The following is a 24,815-nucleotide window of genomic DNA, read 5'->3' on the forward strand; positions in this document are numbered from 1 at the left end:
CATAATTGATGCGTGCAAAGACGCTGCGCGGCGGAGTCCTTACACTGGATCGGCCAGGTGGGGCCGGCCCACGCACAGGAGGCGGCATGGAAGAGGCAAAGTCAAGGCTGGACCCGCTGGAATGCGACGTGCTGGTCGTCGGCGCGGGCATCAACGGCGCAGGCATCGCGCGCGATGCGGCCGGCCGCGGCCTGCGCGTGCTCCTGTGCGACAAGGATGACCTCGGCTCCCATACCTCATCGGCGTCGAGCAAGCTGATCCACGGCGGCCTGCGCTACCTCGAGCACCGCGAGTTCGGCCTGGTGCGCAAGGCGCTGGCCGAGCGCGAAGTGCTGCTGTGCAGCGCGCCCCACATCATGCATCCGTTGCGCTTCGTGATGCCGCACGATCGTACCCAGAGACCGGCCTGGCTGATCCGCGCGGGCCTGTTCCTGTACGACCGCCTGGCGCCGCGCGCCTTCCTGCCCGCATCCAGGGCGGTCGAACTGGCCGCGCACGCGGCCGGCAGTCCGCTCAAACCTGTTTTCACGCGCGGTTTCGAGTATTCCGACGGCTGGGTCGACGATGCCCGGCTGGTGCTGCTCAATGCGCTCGACGCGCACGAGCGCGGCGCCATGGTGCTCACCCATACCCGCTGCACCGCCTTCGAACGCCACCCGGCGTACTGGATGGCCACCCTGGTGCAGGGCGAGCGCAGCACGCGCGTCCGGACGCGCTGCCTGGTCAATGCCGCCGGCCCATGGGCGGCGCAGGTGGCCACGGCCGCCACGGGCAAGGTTCCCGGGCGCCGCCTGCGCCTGGTGAAGGGCAGTCACATCGTGGTGCCGCGCCTGTTCGACCACCAGTACGCCTATATCTTCCAGCATCCGGACGGCCGCATCGTGTTCGCGATGCCCTACGAAGGCGCGTTCACCCTGATCGGCACCACCGACGTCGAGTTCCAGGGGGACCCGGACGAGGTCGCGATCGGCGGCAGCGAAACCGCCTACCTGTGCGAGCTCGCCAACCGCTACTTCCGGCGCCAGGTGACGCCCGCCGATGTCGTGTGGAGCTATTCGGGCGTGCGCCCGTTGCTGGAGGACGACGCGGCCAGCGCCAGCGCGGCCACGCGCGACTACCTGCTCGGCCAGGACAGCGCGGGCGCGCCGCTGCTGTCTGTCTTCGGCGGCAAGATCACCACCTACCGCCGGCTGGCCGAAGAAGCCGTGGACTGGATCGGCGACGCGCTGGGACGCCGCCAGCCGGCCTGGACCGCCGGGGCCCTGCTGCCTGGCGGCGACCTGTTCGGCAGCACACTCGACAGCCGCGGCGTGCTCGAATTCGAGCGCTGGGTATGCGCGCTCGAGCGGCGCCACCCCTGGCTGCCGCAGGCGCTGGCGCGGCGCTGGGCGCGCGGCTATGGCACCCGGGTCGAGGCGCTGCTGGCGGGCGCCGGCGGCATGGCCTGGCTGGGAGAGGAGGTAGCGCCCGGCCTGTACGCCGCCGAACTGCGTTACCTGATGCGGCACGAATGGGCCGGCTGCGCTGCCGACGTGCTGTGGCGCCGCACCAAGCTCGGCCTGCACCTGGCGCCCGGCTGCGCGGACGCCGTCGATGCCTGGATGCGCGCCGCGCGCCAGGACGCGGGAACGGCATCAGTGGCCGAACCGGCCTGAGTCGGCCGGTAGATCGCGCTATCATGGGCGTTCCAGTCCACTAACGGAATCACCATGCGCCTGTATGTCAGCCCCCGTGCGCCGAACCCGCGGCGCGTCACCATGTTCATGGCGGCGAAAGCGATCGAAGGAATCGAACTGGTCGACGTCGACCTGAACCTGGGCGCCCACCGCGCGGCGGAGTTCACGGCCCTCAACCCCCTGGCGCGCGTGCCCGTACTGGTGCTCGACGATGGCCGCGCGCTGAGCGAGACGCGGGCCATCTGCACCTATCTCGAAGGCCTGTATCCGGAACCGAACCTGATGGGCGTCGATGCCACCGAACGCGCCTTCATCGAGATGGCCGACCGCCGCATGGAACTGCACCTGATGCTGGAGACCGCATTGTGCGTGCGTCACAGCCACCCGGGGCTGGCGGTGCTGGAACAGCCGCAGTTTCCCGACTTCGGCGCGGCCCAGGGTGTCAAGATGCGGACGACGGCGCGCTGGCTGGATGGGGAGCTGGCCAGGCAACCCTATGTGGCCGGGGAGCGGTTTACGATTGCCGATATCACGGCGTTTTGCACGCTCGAGTTCGCGCGGGGCTTATTGAAGTTTCGCCCAGGGCAGGAAGGGATGCCGCATCTGCAGGCGTGGCGCGACCGGATCGCGGCTTCCTACGCGGGTTGAAACGCGACGATTCGGATGATGGTTGAACGCGTGGGCGGGAAACCCGCCCACCCTACAAACAGCCGGTAATTGTAGGGTGGGCGAGTCCCTCGCCCACGCGGTCAGGCAGCCTGAAGATCAGCGCACCCGCTTGTACCACCCGCCATCCGGATACAGCAGCTGGTAATCCTCCACCCCCGCATCGGCCGGCGCCAGCTCGCGGTCCAGTCCCAGCACCCCGAACAGCGACAGGCTGTCGCGGAACAGGCGCAGCACGCGCTGGCGCAGCAGCGGTCCGAAGTCCGGCAGGGCGCGCCGGCAGATGATGCCGTGGAACTCGTTGAACGAGGCATCCGTCACCAGGCTGTACTGCGCCCAGGTGATCCGTTCGCGCAGGCGCGGCAGCAGGCGCGCCTCGCCGCCCGTGATCTCGAAATAGTCGCTCAGGCGTCCGCTGCCACCGCTGGCTTCGTACTGAGGTTGCGCCAGCGTCAGCTGGGCCACCGGCAGGCTCGCGTTGCGCGCTTCCAGCAGCAGCTCGTCGCTGGCGAGCGTGGCGAATACCTCGGTGCGGCCGTACAGCTTTTCCTCGGCCAGCAGGATCGCCAGCGTCCAGGCCTCGGCCACGCCGGCCGGTTCGGCCAGCCAGACCTTGGGCAGGGCGGTCGGGCGCAGGCTGTCTCCCAGCGCCGTGCGCAGGCGGCGCGTGTCCTCGGGCAGGTCGAACAGCGTTGCCTGCGGCACCGCCAGCGTGCGCACCACGTCCTGAGCGGCCCCCGCTTCGTGCAGCACCCGCTCCTGCAGGCTCGAGATGGTCGCAAGCCCGCGGGCCCCGATCAAGGCCACCAGCCGTTCGCGCAGCCTGGGGCGTGCGTAGCCGCGGAAGTCGAAACCGAAGCGCTGGTAGACGGCTTCCAGCAACAGCTCGATTTCGAGTTCCTCAGTAGCCTGGGCGGCTGCAAACCCGGACCAGGCACTCAGCTCGCCCATCAGTGCAGCCAAACGCGCATCATCGACAGCAGCTGGGCCACATCGACCGGCTTGGTGATGTAGTCGGAAGCGCCGGCGGCGATACACTTGTCGCGGTCACCCTTCATCGCCTTCGCAGTCAGGGTGATGATCGGCAGCGAACGGAACTTCGGAATGCGGCGGATCGCCCGCATCGTGTCGTAGCCGTCCATCTCCGGCATCATGATGTCCATCAGGACGATCTCGATGGTCGGGTCCTTCTCCAGCACCTCGATGCCGTCGCGGCCGTTCTCGGCGAACAGCACCTGCATCTGCTGGCGCTCGAGCAGGGTCGACAGCGCAAAGATGTTACGCAGGTCGTCGTCGACGATCAGCACCTTGCGCCCGGCCAGGCCGCCATCAAGCGCGTGAATCTCTTCCAGGATCTTGCGTTGCTGCTCCGGCAGGCTGGCCTGCGATCGGTGCAGGAACAGCGCGGTCTCGTCCAGCAGGCGTTCCGGCGAGCGGGCGTCCTTCATGACGATGGTCTTGGCGTAGCGCTTGAGCTTGGTGACTTCCTTGCGCGACAGCTCCTTCGCGGTGTAGATCACCACCGGCAGGTCGCGCAAGCGCTCGTTGGCGCCGATGCGGTCCAGCAGGTCGAAACCCGAGACGTCCGGCAGGGTCAGGTCCAGCACCATGCAGTCGAAGCGGGAGCTCTCCAGCGCTTCCATCGCCGCGGCGCCGGTCTCGGCCGTCACCATATGGATGTCGGTGTTGCCGATCAGGGCCACGATCGATTCGCGCTGGGCCATGTCGTCTTCCACCACCAGCAGCGAGCGCTTGCCGCCGAGCAGGAACTTCTGGATGCGCTTGAATTCTTCCTGCAGCGCCTCGCGGCTGACCGGCTTGTTGATGTACGAGATGGCGCCCTGGCGTAGCGCGCGCTCGCGCTCGCGCAGCGAGGACATCACGTGCACCGGGATGTGGCGGGTGCTCGGGTCGCGCTTGAGGCGGTCGAGTACCGTGAAGCCGTCGATGTCCGGCAGGTCGATGTCGAGCAGGATCGCCGACGGCAGGTAGTCGCGCGCCAGCGACAGCGCCGAGTCGCCGCGCTGGGTGACGACACCCTTGAAGTTCTTCTCGCGGGCGAAATCGAGCAGCACCTTGGCGAAGCGCTCGTCGTCTTCCACGATCAGCACCGACGGGTCGCCCGGGGTCACCAAGCCGCGGTCGTCCAGTACCGACGAATACTCGACGGTCGAGGCGGTATCGGGCGAATCGGCGGTCGCCACCTCGCTGTTTGCCTGCACCACCGGCTGGTAGGACACGGTGGTGGCGGAAGTGGTCGGCGGCGGCGCCAGGCGTGCCGGCTGCGGCTGGCGCGCCTGTTCGTAATTGACGAAGCCTGCGCGGTTGTACGGCAGGTACAGCGTGAACGTCGAGCCGACGTTGACGGTCGATTCGACGCGGATTTCGCCGCCCAGCAGGCGCGCCAGTTCACGCGAGATCGACAGGCCCAGGCCGGTGCCGCCATATTTACGGGCGGTCGAGCCGTCGGCCTGCTGGAATGCCTCGAAGATCAGCTGCAGCTTGTCGGACGGGATGCCCACGCCGGTATCGCGCACCGAGAAGGCCAGCACCGCGTCGGCGTGCACCAGGTTCGGGTGGTCGTGGGTCCAGCCGCTGTTGACCAGGCTGATGGTCAGTTCGACCTGGCCGTGGCTGGTGAACTTGAACGCGTTCGACAGCAGGTTTTTCAAGACCTGCTGCAGGCGCGTGGTGTCGGTCATCACGGCGGTCGGCAGGTTGTCGGCCAGGCCCACCTCGAAGCCGAGGTGCTTGGCTTCGGCCATGTGGCGGAAGGTGCGGTCGACGTAGTTGCGCAGGTTCGAGAAGCGGTACTCGGACACGTCCAGCGTGACGGTACCGGATTCGATCTTCGACAGGTCGAGAATGTCGTTAATCAGGGTCAAGAGGTCGGAGCCGGAGCCGTGGATGGTCTTGGCGAATTCCACCTGCTTGCCCGACAGGTTGCCCTCGGGGTTATCCGACAGCTGCTGCGCCAGGATCAGGAGCGAGTTCAGTGGCGTCCTCAGTTCGTGCGACATATTTGCCAGGAACTCGGACTTGTACTTCGACGACAGCGCCAGCTGGGTCGCCTTTTCTTCCAGCGCCAGCTTCGCCTGCTCCACCTCGCGGTTCTTGCGTTCCACCTCGATGTTCTGCTCGGACAGCAGGCGCGCCTTTTCCGCCAGTTCCTGGTTGGTCTGCTGCAGTTCCTGCGCCAGCGACTGCGACTGGGTCAGCAGCGATTCGGTACGGCTGTTCGCTTCGATGGTGTTCAGCACCACGCCGATCGATTCCATTAGCTGGTCGAGGAAGGACAGGTGGGTTTCGGTGAAGCGGTCGAGCGACGCGATCTCGATCACCGCCTTGACCTGCTGTTCGAACAGGATCGGCAGCACCACGATGTTGTTCGGCGGGGCCGAACCGAGGCCCGACGAGACCACGATGTAGTCGCGCGGCACGTCGGTCAGCCAGATGCGGTTCTTCTCCAGCGCGCACTGGCCCACCAGGCCTTCGCCCGGCAGGAAGGAGGTCGGCAGCTTGCGGCTGGAACGGTAGCCGTAACTCGCGATCATGCGCAGGCGTGCATCGGTTTCCTGCGAGTCCATCATGTAGAACACGCCGTGGTGGGCCGAGACCAGCGGCGCCAGCTCGGACAGGATCAGTTTGGTCACGGCCTGCAAGTCGCGCTGGCCCTGCAGCAGGCGGGTGAAGCGCGCCAGGTTGGTCTTGAGCCAATCCTGCTGCGCGTTCTTCTGCGTGGTTTCCTTCAGGTTGCGGATCATCTCGTTGATGTTGTCCTTCAGGTAGGACACCTCGCCGCGCGCTTCCACCTGGATGGAACGCGAGAGGTCACCACGGGTCACCGCGGTCGCCACTTCACCGATCGCGCGCATCTGGTTGGTCAGGTTCGCCGCCAGCTGGTTGACGTTCTCGGTCAAGTCTTTCCAGGTACCCGCCACGCCGGACACGTTCGCCTGGCCGCCGAGTTTACCTTCGGTACCCACCTCACGCGCGACGCGCGTCACTTCCGATGCGAACGAGGACAACTGGTCGACCATGACGTTGATGGTGTCTTTCAGCTCGAGAATCTCACCCTTCACGTCCACGGTAATCTTCTTCGACAAGTCACCACGCGCCACCGCGGTCGTCACCGCCGCGATGTTACGCACCTGGCCCGTCAGGTTCGAGGCCATGAAGTTCACGTTGTCGGTCAAGTCCTTCCAGGTGCCGCCGACGCCCGGCACGTAAGCCTGGCCACCCAGCTTGCCCTCGGTACCCACCTCACGCGCCACGCGGGTCACCTCGGATGCGAACGAGGACAACTGGTCGACCATGACGTTAATGGTGTTCTTCAGTTCGAGAATCTCGCCCTTCACGTCCACGGTAATCTTCTTGGACAGGTCGCCGTTCGCCACCGCGGTGGTCACCTCCGCGATGTTACGCACCTGGCCGGTCAGGTTACCCGCCATGAAGTTCACGTTATCGGTCAAGTCTTTCCAGGTACCCGCAACACCCGGCACGTTCGCCTGGCCGCCGAGGCGGCCCTCGGTACCCACTTCACGCGCCACGCGCGTCACCTCCGATGCGAAGGAGTTCAGCTGGTCGACCATGACGTTGATGGTGTTCTTCAGCTCGAGAATCTCGCCCTTCACGTCCACGGTAATTTTCTTGGACAAGTCGCCGTTCGCCACCGCGGTGGTCACGTCCGCGATGTTACGCACCTGGCCGGTCAGGTTACCCGCCATCGAGTTCACGGAGTCGGTCAAGTCCTTCCAGGTACCGCCGACGCCCTTCACCTGCGCCTGGCCGCCCAGCTTGCCCTCGGTACCCACCTCACGGGCGACGCGGGTCACCTCCGATGCGAACGAGGACAGCTGGTCCACCATGACGTTAATCGTATTCTTCAGTTCGAGAATCTCGCCCTTCACGTCCACGGTAATCTTCTTGGACAGGTCGCCGTTCGCCACCGCGGTCGTCACGGCCGCGATGTTACGCACCTGGCCCGTCAGGTTCGAGGCCATGAAGTTCACGTTGTCGGTCAAGTCCTTCCAGGTGCCGCCGACGCCAGGCACGTAGGCCTGTCCACCGAGTTTACCTTCGGTACCCACCTCGCGCGCCACCCGGGTCACTTCCGATGCGAAGGAACGCAGCTGGTCCACCATGACGTTGATGGTGTCCTTCAGCTGCAGGATCTCGCCGCGCACGTCCACCGTAATCTTTTTCGACAAGTCGCCGTTCGCCACCGCGGTGGTCACCTCGGCGATGTTACGCACCTGCGAGGTCAGGTTACCCGCCATCGAGTTGACCGAGTCGGTCAAGTCCTTCCAGGTACCCGCCACGCCCTTCACCTGCGCCTGGCCGCCCAGCTTACCCTCGGTACCCACTTCGCGCGCCACGCGCGTCACTTCGGAAGAGAACGAGGACAGCTGTTCCACCATGGTGTTCGCGGTCATTGCCGCGCGCAGGTACTGGCCCTTCAGCGGGTGGCCGTCGACTTCCAGCGCCATGGTCTGCGACAGGTCGCCCTTCGCCACCGCACCGATGACGCGCGCCATCTCGGTGGTGGGGCGCACCAGGTCGTCGATCAGGGTGTTGACCGAACTGATGATCGTTGCCCAGCCGCCGACCACGCCCGGCACGTCCGCGCGCTGGGTCAGGTGACCTTCGCGGCCGACGACACGCGACACTTCGGTCACCGTCTCCACCATTTTCTGCTTGGTTTCGATGATGTCGTTGAGCGTGTCGGCGATCTTGCCGGACACCCCAGTCCAGTCCGCGGGCATGCGCACCGAGAAGTCGCCTTTTTTCAGCGCCATCAGGGTGGTCAGCAATAGCTTGACGTCCAACTGTTCGCCCATGTCGGTCATGTTGTTCATCGACTAAATCCTTGTTTCGCGTTGGGGTTGAATGTCCGGCGCCGGCGCAGGAACCTGCGACTGCAAACTGTGAAATGCAGAGAAGATACTCTTGTATAGACTCAAGTCAAGCATCGCCAGATGGAAGTAGGGGGGGCAAGGCCGAAAAACCTTGCACTAAGGAAAATTCAGCTCGCGTAATCGGCGCAGCTTAACGCAAAGGAAATATTTGTAGCGCACGATTAGAGGATAAATCGTTGCATTGTAACTACAGCTTTGCGCTCAACACTTAGCACTTTAGTCGAGGGTGTGGCAATTGGTGAGTTTTTACTGAACAAACTCGATTAGCATAAAACCTATTGAACCGCCTTTGTCCTATGATCGACACGTCACTATTGCTGGAGCTGCTTAACGCTGGAGATGATCGCGCCTGGACGGAGCGGCTGTTCAAGCTGGCGCATAGCCTTGGCTTCGAGCAGATGCTCTACGGTGTTGTGCCCTCGCGACATGTACGCTTCGAAAATGCCTTTACGCGCAGCAACTATTCCACGGAATGGCGCGATCGTTACGACGCCAACGGCTTCGCCTACGTCGATCCGACCGTCGGCCATTGCGTGTCGAATACGCTGCCGCTGATCTGGGCGCCTGCCACCTTCGGCAGCGGGGTGCCGGGCGCCCTGTACGAAGAAGCCAGCTCGCACGGTATCCGCAGCGGGGTGACGCTGCCGATCCATGGCCCCCAGGGCGAGCTGGGCATGATCAGCTTTGCCTCCGACCTGCGTCCCGACGCGCCCTTCGAGCGCTCGCTGTTCGAAGTGCTGCCGGCACTCTCCCTCATCCGCGACTACGCCTTCGCCTCTTCGGCCCGCTTTCGCGAGGCCAAGGCGGAACCCGAGCTGCCGCGCCTGACCCGGCGCGAGCGCGAAGTGCTGCAATGGGTCATGGCCGGCAAGTCCTCATGGGAGGTCGCCCGGATCACCAACTGCTCCGAGGCGACCGTCAACTTCCACCTGGCGAACGTCCGTCAGAAATTCGGCGTCAACACCCGTCAGCAGGCGGTCGTCAAGGCGATCTCCCTGGGCTTGCTCACGCCTGAAGATCACCATCGCTGACCCGCCCGTTGACGTAGAGACGCAACAGGATGGCCACCGGAGCCGGGACCGCAAGGCCGGTCTCGAAGCGGCTTCCGCTTGACTGGGTCACCCCGAAACGGCTCCAGAATTTTTCCTGACTTTCGCGTTTCGCAATGCGCAGGCGCCGCAGTTCGTGCGACGTCGATCGGTGCGCGCCTGCCGTCTGCGCCGCATGTTGCGCTTCCAGTTCCGCTGCCAGTGCGTCGCACATCAGTTCATTTCCCATCTCTGCTCCTTTCCATCGGTGGCTATGCAAACCGCAAGTATTCCACCGCTTGCGTGCATAGCTACCTAGCAGTCCTGATAGTTCCGATTTTGCCCGCTTTGCATGAATCTTGTATGCGAAGTGCATAGCTTGATCCACCACAATTTAGGGGCCTAAAATGACGATGCAAATCAAAATCGCAGCACGCCGTGACTTCAAATCCAAAGACCTGTGGGAGATGCATACCCTGCGCGCCAAGGTATTCAGCGGGCGGCTGGGCTGGGAGGTGCCGGTGATGTCCGGCATGGAAATCGACGGCTATGACGCGCTCGATCCGGCCTATATGGTGATGCGCGAACCGGGCGGCCAGCTGCTCGGCTGCTGGCGCCTGCTGCCGACCGAAGGACCGTACATGCTCAAGGATTCCTTCGCCCAGCTGCTCGAAGGGCGCGAGGCGCCGAGCGACGCGCGCATCTGGGAACTGTCGCGCTTCGCCCTCGAGACGGACAAGGAGAACCGCTACGGCTTCTCGGACATGACGATGCAGTGTTTCGAGGCCGTGATCCGCTACGGCATCGAGAACGGCCTGACCCACTTCGTCACCGTGACCACGACCGCGATGGAGCGCCTGACGCGGCGCGCGGGCGTCGTCACCAGCCGCCTCGGCGAGCCGCAGCGGATCGGCATCGAGAACGCGGTGGCATTCTACGTCGACGTGCGCGCCACCTGGGAAGCGCTGTACGCCCGCCGTGCTGCATCGCGGGCGGCTTAAGCGCCCATCAGCTGGCGGCGCAGGAAGGTCCAGGTCATCGCCCACATGCGCGCCGTCTGCGCATTGTCGGCGGCGCCGGCGTGGCCGCCCTCGGTGTTTTCCCAATACAGCAGGTCGTGGCCCTGTTCCAGCATGCGGGCCGCCATCTTGCGCGCATGGCCCGGATGGACCCGGTCGTCGCGGGTCGAGGTGGTAAACAGCACGCGCGGGTAGCGTACCCCGGCCCGCACCTGGTGATAGGGCGAGTAACGGGAAATCCAGGCCCACTCGGCCGGATCGTCCGGGTCGCCGTACTCGCCCATCCAGGACGCGCCTGCCAGCAGCAGGTGGTAGCGCCGCATGTCCAGCAGCGGCACCTGACAGACCGCGGCCCCGAACAGTTCGGGGCGCCGGGTCAGCACGGCGCCGACCAGCAGGCCGCCGTTGCTGCCGCCCATGATGCCGAGCCTGGGCGGGCGGCTGATCTTGCGCGCAATGAGGTCTTCGGCCACGCCGATAAAGTCGTCGAAGGCGCGCTGGCGGTTTTCCTTCAGCGCCGCCTGGTGCCAGCCGGGGCCGAATTCGCCGCCGCCGCGGATGTTGGCGACGACATACACGCCGCCGCTCTCGAGCCAGGCGGCGCCGCTGATCGCGCCATACGAGGGCTTGAGCGCGACCTCGAAGCCGCCGTAGCCGTACAGGACCGTCGGGTTGTCGCCGTCGAAGCGGGCGTCGCCGCGCATCACGACAAAATAGGGTACGCGGGTGCCGTCGCGCGACAGCGATTCGAACTGGTGGACCTGCATGCCCCGGGCGTCGAAGAAGGCGGGCATCGCCTTCAGCCGTTCGCCCTGTCGATGCGCGCCGCGTCCGGCGGCTTCAGGATCGCCGCCGGACTCCATCAGGTACAGCGTGGACGGCTCGGTGAACCCGGTCGCCGTCAGGAAATAGTGGTTCGAGGTCACCCGGTCGAAGGCCCATGCATCGAGGGCGGCATTGCCGCCGCCGGTCGAGGGCGGCGCGATCTCGTGCGCCTGCCAGCGGCCGCCGGCACGGCGCAGCTCGACAAGCCGGTTCCTGACATTGTCGAGCAGCGTGAGCAGCAGGGCGTCGCGCGTCACCGTCAAGCCGTCGAGCGAGGTGGTGGGCGAGGGCGTGAACAGCTGTTCGAACACCGCCTCGCCGCGCAGGAATCCGTCGAAATCGGCGGCCAGCAGCGCGCCGCGCGGGTATCTGGCGCCGCCCGCCTGCCAGTCGGAGCGCAGTTCGAGCACGACCTGGTCGCGCACCGCGAATGCATTGGCATCCTCGGGCTTGGGCAGCTTGAGCAAGCCGTGCGCGCGCCGCACGTACAGCTCGCTGCTGTAGAAGCCGATCTGGCGCAGGACGAACTCGCGCTCGAAGCCGGGTGTGGCGTCGCACCAGGCCGAAGCCGACAGGTCGTCGGCACGCGCCTCGACCACGGTGGTGGCGGCATCGAGCGGCGTGCCGCGCTTCCACTCCTTGACGATGCGCGGGTATCCAGACTCGGTCAGCGAGCCGGGACCGAAGTCGGTACCGACGAACAGGGTGTCGCGGTCGATCCAGGCGACATCGCTCTTGGCTTCGGGCAGGGTGAAGCCATCGGGCACGAAGCGCCGCAGGGCAAGGTCGAACTCGCGCACCACGTGGGCATCGCCGCCGCCGCGCGAGAGCGAGACCAGGCAGCGCTCGCCACCGGGCTCGAGCCAGGTGACGCCGCCCCAGACCCAGTTCTCGCCTTCTTCGCGCGCCAGGACGTCGAGGTCGACCAGGGTTTCCCAGGCGGGCAGATCCTTGCGGTAGTCGTCCAGCGTGGTGCGGCGCCAGATACCGCGCGCGTGACCGGCGTCGCGCCAGAAGTTGTACAGCAGGCCGGCATGGCAGCGGGCATAGGGGATCCGCTCGCTGGAATCGAGGATGTCGCGCAGCCGCTCGCGCAGGGCAGCATGCTGCGGCTGCGCTTCCAGCTCGGTCTCGGTCAGCCGGTTGCGCTGCTCGACCCAGGCGCGGGCGCGTTCGCCATCGACCTCTTCGAGCCACAGGTAGGGATCGTCGGGGATGGGGGACTGGCGGTCGGGTGGGGTCATGGGAGCCGATGTGAATATTGTTGAGTAACTACACCCTGCGATTGCCTATACTAGCAACATCGAACAGGCAGAACCGCACGTCTGGAGCCCCATGCATTCTTCGTCAACCGGCAGTTCGGAACCGAACGCCGCCGCTCATTCCGCAGCCAATGCCGGCGCCAACGCGGTCCGGCAGGGCGCGAGCGCCGCCCCCTGGGTGGCCGGGCTCGCGCTGTCGCTTGCGGTCGGGGCGCTGTGCTACCGGGTGGCCGCCGGCACGGTCGAGGACGACGCGCGGCGCCGCTTCGAGACCGTGGCCGGGCTGGCCCAGGAGCGGATATCGAACGCCATCGCGTCGTACTCCCGGGTGGTGCGCGGCCTTTCGGCACTGCACGCGGCGGACGAGGCGCCTTTGAGCCGGCTGCGCTTCCATCGCTACGTGCAAGGGCTCGACCTGCCGGCGCAGTTCCCCGCGATCGAAACGGTCAACTACGTCGCCCATGTGCCGGACGCCGGGCGCGAGAAGTTTATCGACGGCGTGCGCGCAGACCGCAGCGTGAGGCCGTCCGGCTATCCGCGCTTCGAGATCCGGCCTGCGGGGCGCCGCGCCTCCTACCACGTGGTGACCTGGGTCGAGCCCGACAACCTGCCCGAGGACCGGCTCGGCTTCGACATCGGCGCCCAGCCCTCCGTCGCCGCGGCCCTGGCGGCGGCGCGCGACCGCGGCACCATCAGCGCCAGCGGCAATCCGATCCGGATCGCGCTGCCGACCCCGCACACTGCGCTCGGCATGCGCGAGCCGCTGTATGTCGGCGGCGGCGTGCCGGCCACGCTGGAAGAGCGCCGTGCGCGCTACATGGGCAGCATCGGCATCGCCTTCTCGGTCGACGCGCTGGTGCAGCGGGCGCTCGGCGCCGACGCGCGCCGGCCGGTCTCGCTCAGCCTGTACACCGAGCCCGGGCCGGTCCGCGCAGCAGCGGCGGCGCCGCTGGCGCTGCAGCCGCGCGACCGCCTGCTGATCGGCCCCGACGTACGCGGGCAGCCGGTCCGCAGCGGGCGGCTCCAGGTCCTGCTGCCGATCGACTATGTCGGCACTCGCTGGAAAGCCCATTTCTCGGCCGACCGCGCCGCCATGGCGGCGGGTGCCGACCGCTACCTGCCGCTGCTGGCGTTCGCTTCCGGCTTCGGGGTGACGCTGCTGGGCTTCGCGCTGTTCTTCAACCTGGCGCGTTCGCGCCGGACCGCCCTCGACCAGCGCCTGCTGCTCGACTCGGTGCTGGACAACCTGGACGCCTATGTCTACCTGAAGGACAGCGGGCGCCGTTTCCGCTACGTGAACGCGAAGAGCGCGGCGCTGATCGGCCGGGCGGCAGCCGACATCGTCGGGCGCCGCGACCTCGATGTGATGTCGTCGGCCAACGTCGAGCAAATCTGGGAGCGCGACTGCGCTGCGCTGGCGCAGGGCGAGCGGCACGCCGTCCAGGCCGCCCTGACGCTGCCGGACGGCAGCGTGCGCCAGATGTGGAGCGTGCGGGTGCCCCTGTATCCGGAAGGCGAGATGCCGGCGGTGCTGTGCATCTCGACCGACGTCACCGCGCTGCACGAACTGAAGGCGCGCGCCGACGCCGCCAACCAGGCCAAGAGCGACTTCCTGTCGAACATGAGCCATGAGATCCGCACCCCGATGAACAGCATCGTCGGGATGACCCACCTGGCGCTGCAGTCGCATCCCGACCCCGGGCTGCGCGGCTACCTGGACAAGATCTTCCACTCGGGCCAGCACCTGCTGGGCATCATCAACGACATCCTCGATTTTTCCAAGATCGAGGCCGGCAAGCTCGAACTCGATACCGTCGGCTTCATGCTCGACAAGCTGATGCGCGATGTCGAGCAGCAGCTGGGACAGGCGGCCGCCGCCAAGGGTCTCGGCTTCGACGTCGACATCGCGCCCGAACTGATGCGCCCCCTGCATGGCGACCCGCTGCGCCTGGCACAGGTGCTGCTGAATTTCGCCGGCAACGCCGTCAAGTTTTCCGAGCATGGCCGGATCCTGCTGCGCGCCCGGCTCGAACATGCCTTCGGCCCGGAGCTGCTGGTGCGCTTCGAGGTGCGCGACCGCGGCATCGGCATCGCGCCGGACAAGCTGGCCGGCCTGTTCACGCCCTTCCACCAGGCCGACCCGTCGGCCACGCGGCGCCATGGCGGCACCGGGCTGGGGCTGGTGATCAGCAAGCAGCTAGCGGAGCTGATGCACGGGGAAGTCGGGGTCGACAGCACCCCGGGACAGGGCAGCACCTTCTGGTTCACGGCCCGGCTTGGACTGCATTCCGGGCTCGAGGACGGCGCCGCCGGCCTGGGCGCGGCGCCGGTGCCGCCGGATGCGCGCGCCACGCGCCTGGACGGCTGCGCCGTGCTGCTGGTCGAAGACAACGCCTTCAACCAGCAGGTCGGCCGCGAGCTGCTGCAGCATGCCGGCGCCGATGTGAGCGTGGCGGGCAACGGCGTCGAGGCGCTTGCCGCGATGGGACGCCGGCACTTCGATTGCGTCCTGATGGACGTGCAGATGCCGGTGATGGATGGGCTGGAGGCCACCCGCCGTATCCGCCAGGCCCCCCGGCTGCGCGCTACCCTGGTGATCGCGATGACGGCCAACGCCGGCGTGGAAGACCGCGCGCGCTGCCTGCAGGCCGGCATGGATGAATTCCTGAGCAAGCCGGTGGTGCCGGAGCTGCTGGCGGCCACCATCGCGCGCTGCCTGGGACGCAGCGCGGCCCCGGCGCCCGACGTGGTGCTGGCGCCCACGCCGGGCCCTGGGGCGGCCGCCGGCCTGGTCGACCTGGAATTCCTGGCCATGAGCGCCGGCGGCGATCGTGAGCGGATGCGCAAGTACGCCTTCCTGTTCGTGTCGACGGCGCGCGACGCGCTGGCCGAGATCGACGCCGCCCTGGAACACGGCAACATGGCGGCGGCTGCCGCGGTGGCGCACCGGATCAAGTCATCGGCGCGCGCCATCGGCGCCGGCGGCTTTGCCGGCCTGTGCGAGGAAATCGAGGGCCAGTCCGGGCGTCCGGCCCAGGTCCGGGCGCTGGCGGCGCGCCTGCGCGTCCAGCTGGTGCGCATCGAGCGCGAGCTCGGCGCCCGCGTCGGCGTGCCGGCCCAGGATTGACAGCCGGTTTCCAGGGCTTATCAGGGAGCTAATGCGCACCACCAAGCCTTTCGCCCAGCCGTCAAACCTTGTATCCTTTGCCCCTTGAGCAACCCAAGCATTCCGATGTCCTCCCCGATCACCCCAGGCTTGTTGATTTTGCACGGCAACCAGATGGAATTGCTGCGCAGCGCCATGTTCGACTGGCTGCGCGCGCATCCGCTCGGGCCGCTCGAGCAGGAGACCATCCTGGTGCAGTCGAACGGGGTGGCCGAATGGCTCAAGATCGCCCTGGCCGAGGACATGGGGGTGTGCGCCGCCACCCGCGTGGCGCTGCCGGCGCGCTTCCTGTGGGAAGCCTACCGCGGCATGCTGGGACGCGAGCGCGTGCCCACCCGCGCGCCCTTCGACAAGGACCCGCTCACCTGGCGCCTGATGCGCCTGCTGCCCGCGCTGGTGCACGACGCCAGCTATGCACCGCTCAAGCAATTCCTCGGCGACGGCTGCCCCGAGCGGCGCCTGCAGCTGGCCGAGCGCCTGGCCGACCTGTACGACCAGTACCAGGTCTACCGCGCCGACTGGCTGGCCGACTGGGAAGCCGGACGCGACCAGCTGCGGCGCGCCGCGGGCGAAGCCGTACCCTTGGGACCGGACCTGAAATGGCAAGCCTGCCTGTGGCGCGAGATTCACGCCAGCCTGCCCGCGGCGCAGCGTGTCACCGGCCGGGCGTCGATCCACGACCAGTTCCTGGCCGCGGTGGAGGCGGGCAAGCCGCCGGTAGCGCGCCTGCCGCGCCGGGTGATCCTGTTCGGCATGTCGACCCTGCCGTACCAGACCCTGCAGGCCATCGCGGCGCTGTCGCGCCACACCCAGGTGCTGTTCGCGGTGCCGAACCCGTGCCGCTTCTACTGGGGCGACATCATCGAGGGGCGCGAGTTGCTCAAGGCCGCGCGCCGGCGCCAGCAGCCGCGCGGCGGGCGCGAGCTGGCCAGCGTGCCGGTCGAGGAACTGCACATGCACAGCCACCCGCTGCTGGCGAGCTGGGGCCGGCAGGGCCGCGACTTCGTGCGCATGCTCGACGAATTCGACCAGGGCGAAGGGTCGCGTTACGAGAACCTGCGCGTCGACCTGTTCGACGAATCCGAGGGCGAGACCCTGCTCGGCCAGGTACAGGCCGCGGTGCGCGACCTGCTGCCGCCTGGCGAGCATCCGGCCGCACGCCTGGCAACACCGCCGGCGCGCGACGACCGCTCGATCGAATTCCACATCACCCACAGCGTCCAGCGCGAGGTGGAGGTGCTGCACGACCAGCTGCTGTCCTGGTTCGCGCAAGACGCGAGCCTGCGCCCGCGCGACGTGGTGGTGATGGTGCCCGACATCGACGTATTCTCGGCCGCGATCCACGCGGTGTTCGACCAGCACCGCAGCAAGGACCCGCGCCGCATCCCCTTCGAGATCGGCGACGTGCGCGACCGCAGCGTCAATCCGCTGCTGGTGGCGCTCGAATGGCTGCTGCGCCTGCCGCAGCAGCGTTGCCGCCAGAGCGAGGTGCGCGACCTGCTCGACGTCCCGGCGGTGGCCGGGCGCTTCGGCCTCGATACCGAGGACCTGCCGATCCTGGGCCGCTGGATCGAGGGCTCGGGCGTGCGCTGGGGCCTGGACCGCGCGCACCGCGCCGGCCTGGGCCTGGCCTCGGTGGGGGAGCAGAACGCCTGGATCTTCGGGGTGCGCCGCATGCTGCTGGGCTACGCCAGCGGCGCAGGCGGTAGCTTCGGCGACATCGAGCCGTATGCCGAAGTCGGCGGCCTGGACGCCGCGCTGGCCGGTTCGCTGGCCCAGTTCATCGAGAGCCTGCTGCATTGGCGTGCCGAGCTGGCGCAGTCGCGCACCCCGGCCGAATGGGGCGAAGCTGCGCGCGGCCTGCTGGCCGCCTTCTTCCACCCCGGGATCGAGGCAGACCGCCTGACCCTGGCCCAGCTGAACGAAGCGCTGCAGTGCTGGCTCGAGACCGTCGACAGCGCCGAATTCGGCGAACCGATACCGCTGGCGGTGATGCGCGAATCCTGGCTCGGCCAGCTCGACCAGCCGACCCTGAACCACCAGTTCGTCTCGGGCGGCGTGACCTTCTGCACCCTGATGCCGATGCGCGCGGTGCCGTTTCGCGTGGTGTGCCTGCTCGGCATGAACGACGGCGACTTCCCGCGCCGCGCCCAACAGGCCGACTTCGACCTGCTGGCGCTTCCCGGCATGGCGCGCCCGGGCGACCGTTCGCGCCGCGACGACGACCGCTACCTGATGCTCGAAGCGCTGCTGTCGGCGCGCGACAAGCTGTACGTCAGCTGGGTCGGCCGCAATGTGCGCGACAACAGCGAACAGCCGGCCTCGGTGCTGGTGGCCCAGCTGCGCGACTACCTCAAGAACGGCTGGAACCTCGACCTGTCCGAACGCACGGTCGAACACGCGCTGCAGCCCTTCAGCCGCCGCTATTTCGAGCGCGGCGGCCTGCTCACCTATGCCGGCGAATGGCGCACCGCGCACGGACAGGGCGAGCAGACTGCCGGCGACAGCGACAGCGACGGCGCCGACGCCGGCCAGGCCCTGCCCCCGTACGAGATCGAACCGGGCTTCGTGCTCAAGCTGGGCGAGCTGGCGGCCTTTCTGCGCCAGCCGGCGCGCTACTTCTTCCGCCGCCGCCTGGGCGTGGCGTTCACCGACGCCGCGGTGGTGGGCGAGGACGAGGAACCGTTCTCGCTCGACGCGCTCGAACGCTATTTCATCGAAGACCACCTGCTCGACGACAGCGGGCCGGTCGAGGCATTGCACGAAGTCCGCGCGGCCCTGCACGGCCGCGCCGAACGGCTGGCGCGCGAAGGGGTGCTCCCGATCGGCCTGATGGGACGCCAGTGGCAGCAGGAGCTGGTCGACGGCCTGGTGCCGGTGCGCACGGCCTGGCTCACGCTGGGCGCACGCTTTCCGCACCCTGCGCCGAAGCGCGCCGCAAGCCTCGGTCTCGGCGACGGCCTGGTACTGGACGACTGGATCGACCGCTTGCGTACCGACGGCGACCAGACCGCCTGGCTGATGCAGGCGTCCTCGAAGGTGCTGGACCGGGAAGGGCGCCCGCGCGGCGACAAGCTGATCGGGGCCTGGCTGCGCCAGCTGGCGGCCAGCGCCGCCGGCGCGCCGGTGGCCGGCTACCTGGTGGCGCGCGACGCCATCCTGACCATGCCCGCCCTGAACCCGCTTGAAGCGGCGGCCACCCTGCACGACCTGGCCGCCTTGTGGCGCACCAATCTGGATCGCCCGCTGGGCGTGGCCTGCAAGACCGCGCTGGCCATGCTGCGCGATGGGGCGGGCGACCCGGAGGCACGCCTGGTCTACGAAGGCGGCTACGAACTCTCGGGCGAAGTCGATGAGCTGTGCCTGGCGCGCCTGTGGCCCGACTTCGCGGCCCTGGTGGCGGCCGGCGACTGGCCGCACGTGGCGCGCGACCTGTACGGCCCGCTGGCCGACTGGCTGGAAACCGGCGTGCAAGTGGCGCCGTTGCAGGCGGAATCCGACGGGGGGGCGGCATGAGCCAGCAGCTCGACCCCCTTGACTTCCCGCTGCACGGCACGCGCCTGATCGAGGCATCGGCCGGCACCGGCAAGACCTGGACCATCGCCGCGCTTTACCTGCGCCTGGTGCTCGGCCACGGCGCCGGGGATGGTCAAAGCGCCTATCCGCGTCCGCTGCTGCCGAGCGAGATCCTGGTGATGACCTTCACCCGAGCCGCCACGCGCGAGCTGGCCAACCGGGTGCGCGAGCGCCTGGTGGAAGCGGCGGCCTGTTTCCGCGGCCAGCTGACGATCGCCGATCCTTACTTGCAGGCGCTCGCGGATGCCTATCCCGGCGAAGCCGAGCGTAGCGTGGCCGCCCACCGCCTGGTGCTGGCCGCCGAGACCATGGACGAGGCGGCGATCTTCACCATCGACGCCTGGTGCCAGCGCATGCTGCGCGAGCACGCTTTTGACTCCGGCAGCCTGTTCGACGAAGAGCTGGTGAGCGACGAACGCGCGCTGTTCGAGGACGCCGCGCATGACTACTGGCGCCAGCACATCTACCCGCTGGGCGCCAATGCGCTGGCGGCGGTACGCGAATGCTGGCGCGACGTCGAGGCCCTGAAGGGCGGCGTGCGCGAGCTGGTGTCGCGCACCCACCTGCTGGGCGAATGCGCCCCGGAGCCGCTCGGGGTGCTGGTGGGGCGCGTGCAGGAGGCGCTGCGCGCCGAACTCTCCAGCCTGAAAGAAGGCTGGGGCGCGCGCGCCGACGAGATGGAACGCTGGATCGCCGGCCACCGAGAACGCAATCCAAAGTGCTTCAACGGCAACAAGATGCGCGCCGACTCGCTGGTGAAGTGGTTCGAGGCGCTGCGCGCCTGGGCCCTCGATCCCGTGCAGGTGCGGCCCGACCTGAACGAGACCGCCTGGCGCCGCCTGTGCCCGGACGGCATCGTCGATGCGTTCAGCAAGGACTTCGTGGCCGAGGTGCCGGACTGCTTCGATGCTACCCTGCCGCTGAAAGATGCCCTGGGCCGCCTTGAGCCGCTGTCGCATGCGCTGCTGCGCCATGCCGCCAGCCACATCGCCGGCCGCATGCGCGAGCTGAAGGCGCGCGACCGCCAGTTCGGCTTCGCCGACATGCTCGAGCGCCTGAAGGACGCCCTGGAGGGGCCGAACGGCGAAGCGCTGCGGCGCCGCATCGTCGCGCAGTTCCCGGTGGCGATGGTCGATGAATTCCAGGACACCTCGCCCGACCAGTACCGCATCTTCGACCTGCTGTATCGGGTGGCTGACAACGATCCGGAGCGCGGGCTGTTCCTGATCGGCGACCCGAAGCAGTCGATCTACGGTTTCCGCGGCGCCGACATCCACAGCTACCTGGCGGCGCGGCGCGCCACCGCGGGGCGCCACTACCAGCTGGGCGTCAACTATCGTTCCACCAGCCAGCTGGTGGCGGCGGTGAACCAGTTGTTCCGCCATGCCGAGGGCCTCGACGGACAGGGCGGCTACCCCGCCGGGGCGTTCCGCTTCCGGCGCGGCGCCGATAATCCGCTGCCCTTCGAGCCGGTCGGGGCCAAGGGCCACCGCGAGCGCCTGGTGGGGGCAAGCGGCGCCGAGCATGCGATGTCGGTGTGCTGCGCCGGGACGATGACCCAGGAAGCCTACCGCGAGTATTTTGCCCACCACTGCGCCGAACACATCGTCGGCCTGCTGGGCGACGAGCGCGTGGGCTTCTCGGACGGCGAGCGCTTCCGCCGCCTGATGCCGGCCGATATTGCGATCCTGGTGCGCGACCGGCGCGAGGCCGCCGCCGTGCGGCGTGCGCTGGTGGAGCGCAAGGTGGCGAGCGTGTATTTGTCCGACAAGGATTCGGTGCTCGAGAGCGAAGAGGCGGCCGACGTGCTGCGCTGGCTGTACGCGGTCGCCAATCCGCTCGACGGCACCCTGGCACGCGCGGCCTTCGCCACCCGCACCGCCGGCCTGCCGCTGGGCGAGCTGGCGAAGCTGTCGTCCGACGAAGTGGCCTGGGAGGCGCGCGTCGAGCAGCTGAAGAACCTGCACGGCGCCTGGCAGCGCCAGGGCGTGCTGGCCATGCTGCGCCGCTTTGTCCACGAACTGGGTCTGCCGGCGCGCCTGCTGCGCCAACCCGGGGGCGAACGGCGCCTGACCAACCTGCTGCACCTGGCCGAGCTGTTGCAGGAAGCCAGCGCCCAGCTGGAAGGCGAGCAGGCCCTGATCCGCTGGCTGGCCGAGCAGCAGGGCGGCCTGGGCGAGGGTGGGGATGAGCGCGTGCTGCGCCTGGAGAGCGACGCCGAGCTGGTCAAGGTGGTCACGGTGCACAAGTCGAAAGGCCTGGAATATCCTCTGGTCTACCTGCCGTTTGCCGTCACCGCACGCCGTACCGACCGCCGTAACCGCGCCTTCTTCGAGTTCGTGGATTCCGATGGCGGGCGCCATCTCGACCTGGCGATGGGTGACGAATCGCTCGAGGCGGTCGACCGCGCGCGCCTGGAAGAAGACCTGCGCCTGCTGTACGTGGCCCTGACGCGCGCGCGCCACTACCTGTGGCTGGGCGCCGCGCCGATCAGCGGGCGCAGCAAGAACGAGAATCGCCTGCACGAATCGGCGCTCGGCTACCTGCTTGGCGGCGGCGAAAAAATCGACGCGGAACTGCTGCGCGAGCGCCTGGAACGGCTGCGCGGCGGCGTCGAGGGCATCGTGCTGCGCGACCTGGGCGAAGCCCAAGGGCAAGCGCATGAGCGCACGCTGCTGTCGCGCGAAGACGTGCGCCCGGACCTGCTGGGGGCGCCGCGCTACGACGCCTCGTTCGAGCGCGACTGGACGATCGGCTCCTTCACTTCCCTGGTGCGCCATGCGGTGGCTGTCTTGGCCCCGGCGCCGGCGCCGATGCGGGCGCAGGACCAGACCCTGCTCGAGGAAGCGCCGCAGGCTGCGACGCCGCCGCGCATCGAGGACGCGCCCTGGCACCGTTTCCCGCGCGGTTCGGTGCCCGGCAACTTCATGCATGAGCAGCTCGAATGGATGGCGGGCGAGGGCTTCGAGCGCGCCGGCGAGCCGGACTTCCTGCTGCGCCTCGGCCAGCGGGTCGAGCGCGCCGGCTGGGGCCACCGCCAGGACGATGCGCTGGCCTGGCTGCACGCGGCGGTGACGACCGAGCTGCCGCCGCTGGGGGCGGCCCTCGGCGACCTGCAGGACCCGGTGCCGGAGCTGGAATTCTGGTTCCCCAGCGAGCGACTCGACGTCGCGCAGCTCGACCGCCTGTGCCGCGCGCGCATCATGAAGGGCCTGGAGCGGCCGACCCTGCCGGAGCGGGTACTGCACGGGATGCTCAAGGGCTTCGCCGATCTCGTATTCGAGCACGACGGCCGCTACTGGGTGCTCGACTACAAGACCAACGCACTGGGCCCGGGTGACGCCGCCTATACCCAGGCTGCGATGGAACTGGGCATGGCGGAGCACCGCTACGACATCCAGGGCACGATCTACATGCTGGCCCTGCACCGCCTGCTGCGCAGCCGCCTGGGCAGCGCCTACGAGCCGCGCCGGCAGTTGGGCGGCGCCGTGTTCCTGTTCCTGCGCGGGATCGCGAACGTCGACACGCGCGGCTGCTGCGTGCTGGGCCCGGACCTGGAACTGCTGGACGGAGTCGAACGTCTGCTGGACAAGGGGGAGTAGGGACATGGCCAAGCACGAAGCAGACATCGGCTTGTTGTGGAGCGAACTGGCGCGCCTGAGTGAAACCGGCGAGCTGCGGCGCCTGTCCTGCGCTTTCGCGCGCTTCATCGCCTCACTGGCGGATGGACGACCCGCGCCACCGTCGCTGGTGCTGGCCTCGAGCGTGCTGTCCGAACTGGAAGGGCAGGGGCACAGTTGCCTGCTGCTGTCCGACCTGGCCGCCGGCCCGGCCGCGCTGCTCGGCTGGGAAGACGAACAATGGAAAGACCTGGCGCGCGCCGCCGGGCCGCTGCCCAGGAACGCGCAAGGCTGGGCCCAGATACTCTCCGGCTGCCAGCAGGTGTGGGATGTCGGTGCTTTCGACTACGACCAGCCGCTGGTGCTGGACGGCGACCGCCTCTACCTGCGCCGCTACTGGCGCGACGAAACCCTGGTGGCCCAGGCGGTGCGCGAACGCGCGTCCAGGCGGCGCGAGGTGGACGAAGAAGAGGTGCGCGGCTGGCTCGACATGCTGTTCGCTTCCCAGCCCGGCGCCAACGGCCCCGACTGGCAAAAGCTGGCCTGCGCCATCGCCCTGCGCGGTTCGGTGGCGATCATCACCGGGGGTCCCGGCACCGGCAAGACCTATACCGTGGCGCGCCTGCTGGCGCTGCTGTTCGCCACCGCCCCGGAGGCCGGCAGCCAGCGCATCGCCCTGGCCGCGCCGACCGGCAAGGCGGCGGCGCGCCTGAAGCAGTCGATCGACAAGGCGCTGAACGAGCTGGCCGACAAGGTGGGCTCGCAACTGCCCCTGCGCGAGCTGACACTGCGCATGGGCCCGGCGCGCACCCTGCACAGCCTGTTAGGGGCGCGTCCCGACACCCGCGCCTTTGCCCACCACCGCGGCAATCCGCTCGATGTCGACGTGCTGATCGTCGACGAAGCCTCGATGGTGCACCTCGAAATGATGGCCTCGCTGCTGGACGCGCTGCCGCCGACAGCGACCTTGATTCTGCTGGGCGACAAGGACCAGCTGGCCTCGGTCGAGGCGGGCGCCGTGCTCGGCGACCTGTGCCACAACGCCGGCGCCGGCGGCTACACCGATGCGACGCTGGACTATGCGCTGGCCGCCAGTGGCGAAGAACTGCCTCCCGAATTCCTCGGTGACGCCGGCGCGCTGGCCCAGCAGACCGTGATGTTGCGCCACAGCCGCCGCTTCGGCGGTCCGATCGGCCAACTGGCCCTGGCCGTCAATGCCGGTGACGCCGTGCGCGCCGAAGCCGTGTTGCGCGCGGGCGAGCCGGGGGTGCGCTGGATCGAGAACGCCCAGCAGCAGCAGGTGCTGCAACTGGCGCAATCCGGCTACGGCTCTTATCTGGATGTGTTGAATACGGCTCCAAAGGCCGGATTGAACACGAATCATGATGAATGGGTGCGCCAGGTCCTGCAGCGCTTCGAGTCCTTCCGCATTTTATGCGCGGTGCGCGACGGCGAATGGGGCGTGGCCGGCCTGAACGAGGCAGTCGCCAGGCGCCTGGCCCAGGCCGGGCTGCTGCGCCCGCTCGGCGAGTGGTATGTCGGCCGCCCGGTGATGGTGACCCGCAACGATTACGGTACCGGGGTCTATAACGGCGACATCGGCGTCACCCTGCCGGACCCGGCCAGGGCCGGTGCGCTGCGGGTGTATTTCCTGGAAGGCGACACGGTGCGCAGCGTGCTGGCCACCCGCCTGCGCAATGTCGAAACGGCATTCGCGATGACGGTCCACAAGTCGCAGGGATCGGAATTCCGCCATACCGTGCTGGCGCTGCCGCGCGAGCGCGGCGCCGTGCTGACGCGCGAACTGGTCTACACCGGCATTACCCGCGCCAGCGAACTGTTCACCCTGGTGTCGCCGCCCGGCGCGGTACTGGCCGACGCCATTGCCCAGCGCACCCACCGCACCAGCGGCCTGCGCGGCATGATCGCCCCCACCTCGCGATAAAGCCTGGTATCCGTGTCGCGCCGCCGCGACGCCGCCTTTGACCGAAGCCAAGGATGGTCCGCGGCCCTGCTGCCGCGGTCGAACTCGGCCGTGCTCATGCGGTCTTACTTACGT

The 24,815-nt window shown here is 68.2% G+C and carries 12 protein-coding genes; 8 read left to right on the top strand and 4 right to left on the bottom strand.

The annotated features are described in order from the left end of the window. Window positions 1–86: 86 nt before the first annotated feature. Together glpD and AC56LU_RS00210 are read left to right on the top strand one after the other, a co-directional pair. Complete coding sequence (gene glpD, locus AC56LU_RS00205) at window positions 87–1,655, top strand: glycerol-3-phosphate dehydrogenase (RefSeq protein WP_497173576.1); 1,569 nt, start codon at window positions 87–89, stop codon at window positions 1,653–1,655. Between the two features lie 54 nt (window positions 1,656–1,709). After that, window positions 1,710–2,324, top strand: a complete 615-nt coding sequence (locus tag AC56LU_RS00210) for a glutathione S-transferase family protein (RefSeq protein WP_497173577.1) — start codon at window positions 1,710–1,712, stop codon at window positions 2,322–2,324. A 117-nt stretch (window positions 2,325–2,441) separates the two neighbouring features. Here the strand turns inward: AC56LU_RS00210 and AC56LU_RS00215 are convergent, their stop codons facing one another. Together AC56LU_RS00215 and AC56LU_RS00220 are read right to left on the bottom strand one after the other, a co-directional pair. Then, a complete protein-coding gene (locus tag AC56LU_RS00215; protein ID WP_497173578.1) occupies window positions 2,442–3,305 on the bottom strand; it encodes a CheR family methyltransferase in 864 nt (287 codons plus the stop codon). Further along, entirely contained in the window at window positions 3,293–8,200 is a 4,908-nt protein-coding gene (locus AC56LU_RS00220; protein WP_497173579.1) for a HAMP domain-containing protein, read from the bottom strand. The genes AC56LU_RS00215 and AC56LU_RS00220 overlap by 13 nt, the downstream gene beginning before the upstream one ends. 374 nt (window positions 8,201–8,574) lie before the next feature. Between AC56LU_RS00220 and AC56LU_RS00225 the strand changes: the two genes are divergently transcribed. Beyond that, window positions 8,575–9,291: an autoinducer binding domain-containing protein gene (locus AC56LU_RS00225; RefSeq protein WP_497173580.1), complete on the top strand. Its 717-nt coding sequence runs from the start codon at window positions 8,575–8,577 to the stop codon at window positions 9,289–9,291. On the opposite strand, the gene AC56LU_RS00230 is transcribed toward AC56LU_RS00225, so the two are convergent. Then, window positions 9,266–9,538, bottom strand: coding sequence for a helix-turn-helix domain-containing protein (locus tag AC56LU_RS00230; protein WP_497173581.1), 273 nt, complete (start codon window positions 9,536–9,538; stop codon window positions 9,266–9,268). The two genes, AC56LU_RS00225 and AC56LU_RS00230, sit on opposite strands and share 26 nt — an antisense overlap. 157 nt (window positions 9,539–9,695) lie before the next feature. Here AC56LU_RS00230 and AC56LU_RS00235 point away from each other — a divergent pair, with 157 nt between their 5' ends. Further along, window positions 9,696–10,289 carry an acyl-homoserine-lactone synthase gene (locus tag AC56LU_RS00235; RefSeq protein ID WP_497173582.1) on the top strand — a complete coding sequence of 198 codons (594 nt, stop codon included), beginning with the start codon at window positions 9,696–9,698 and terminating at the stop codon, window positions 10,287–10,289. Here the strand turns inward: AC56LU_RS00235 and AC56LU_RS00240 are convergent. Next, the gene (locus AC56LU_RS00240; RefSeq protein WP_497173583.1) at window positions 10,286–12,376 is read right to left on the bottom strand and encodes a prolyl oligopeptidase family serine peptidase; all 2,091 of its coding nucleotides are present in this window, start codon (window positions 12,374–12,376) and stop codon (window positions 10,286–10,288) included. The genes AC56LU_RS00235 and AC56LU_RS00240 overlap by 4 nt on opposite strands. A gap of 91 nt (window positions 12,377–12,467) precedes the next feature. Here AC56LU_RS00240 and AC56LU_RS00245 point away from each other — a divergent pair, with 91 nt between their 5' ends. The 4 genes from AC56LU_RS00245 (at window position 12,468) to recD (ending at window position 24,701) form a co-directional block, all read left to right on the top strand. Continuing rightward, a complete protein-coding gene (locus tag AC56LU_RS00245) occupies window positions 12,468–15,521 on the top strand; it encodes a CHASE domain-containing protein (protein ID WP_497173584.1) in 3,054 nt (1,017 codons plus the stop codon). A 105-nt stretch (window positions 15,522–15,626) separates the two neighbouring features. Then, window positions 15,627–19,076, top strand: a complete 3,450-nt coding sequence (gene recC, locus AC56LU_RS00250) for an exodeoxyribonuclease V subunit gamma (protein ID WP_497173585.1) — start codon at window positions 15,627–15,629, stop codon at window positions 19,074–19,076. Continuing rightward, a complete protein-coding gene (recB, locus tag AC56LU_RS00255; protein ID WP_497173586.1) occupies window positions 19,073–22,738 on the top strand; it encodes an exodeoxyribonuclease V subunit beta in 3,666 nt (1,221 codons plus the stop codon). The genes recC and recB overlap by 4 nt, the downstream gene beginning before the upstream one ends. A 4-nt stretch (window positions 22,739–22,742) precedes the next feature. Continuing rightward, window positions 22,743–24,701 (top strand): exodeoxyribonuclease V subunit alpha, encoded by a 1,959-nt coding sequence (gene recD / locus AC56LU_RS00260; protein ID WP_497173587.1) that lies wholly within the window; start codon window positions 22,743–22,745, stop codon window positions 24,699–24,701. The last annotated feature ends 114 nt before the right edge of the window (window positions 24,702–24,815 follow it).

The sequence above is a fragment of the Telluria sp. PB2R4 genome, assembly GCF_059685695.1.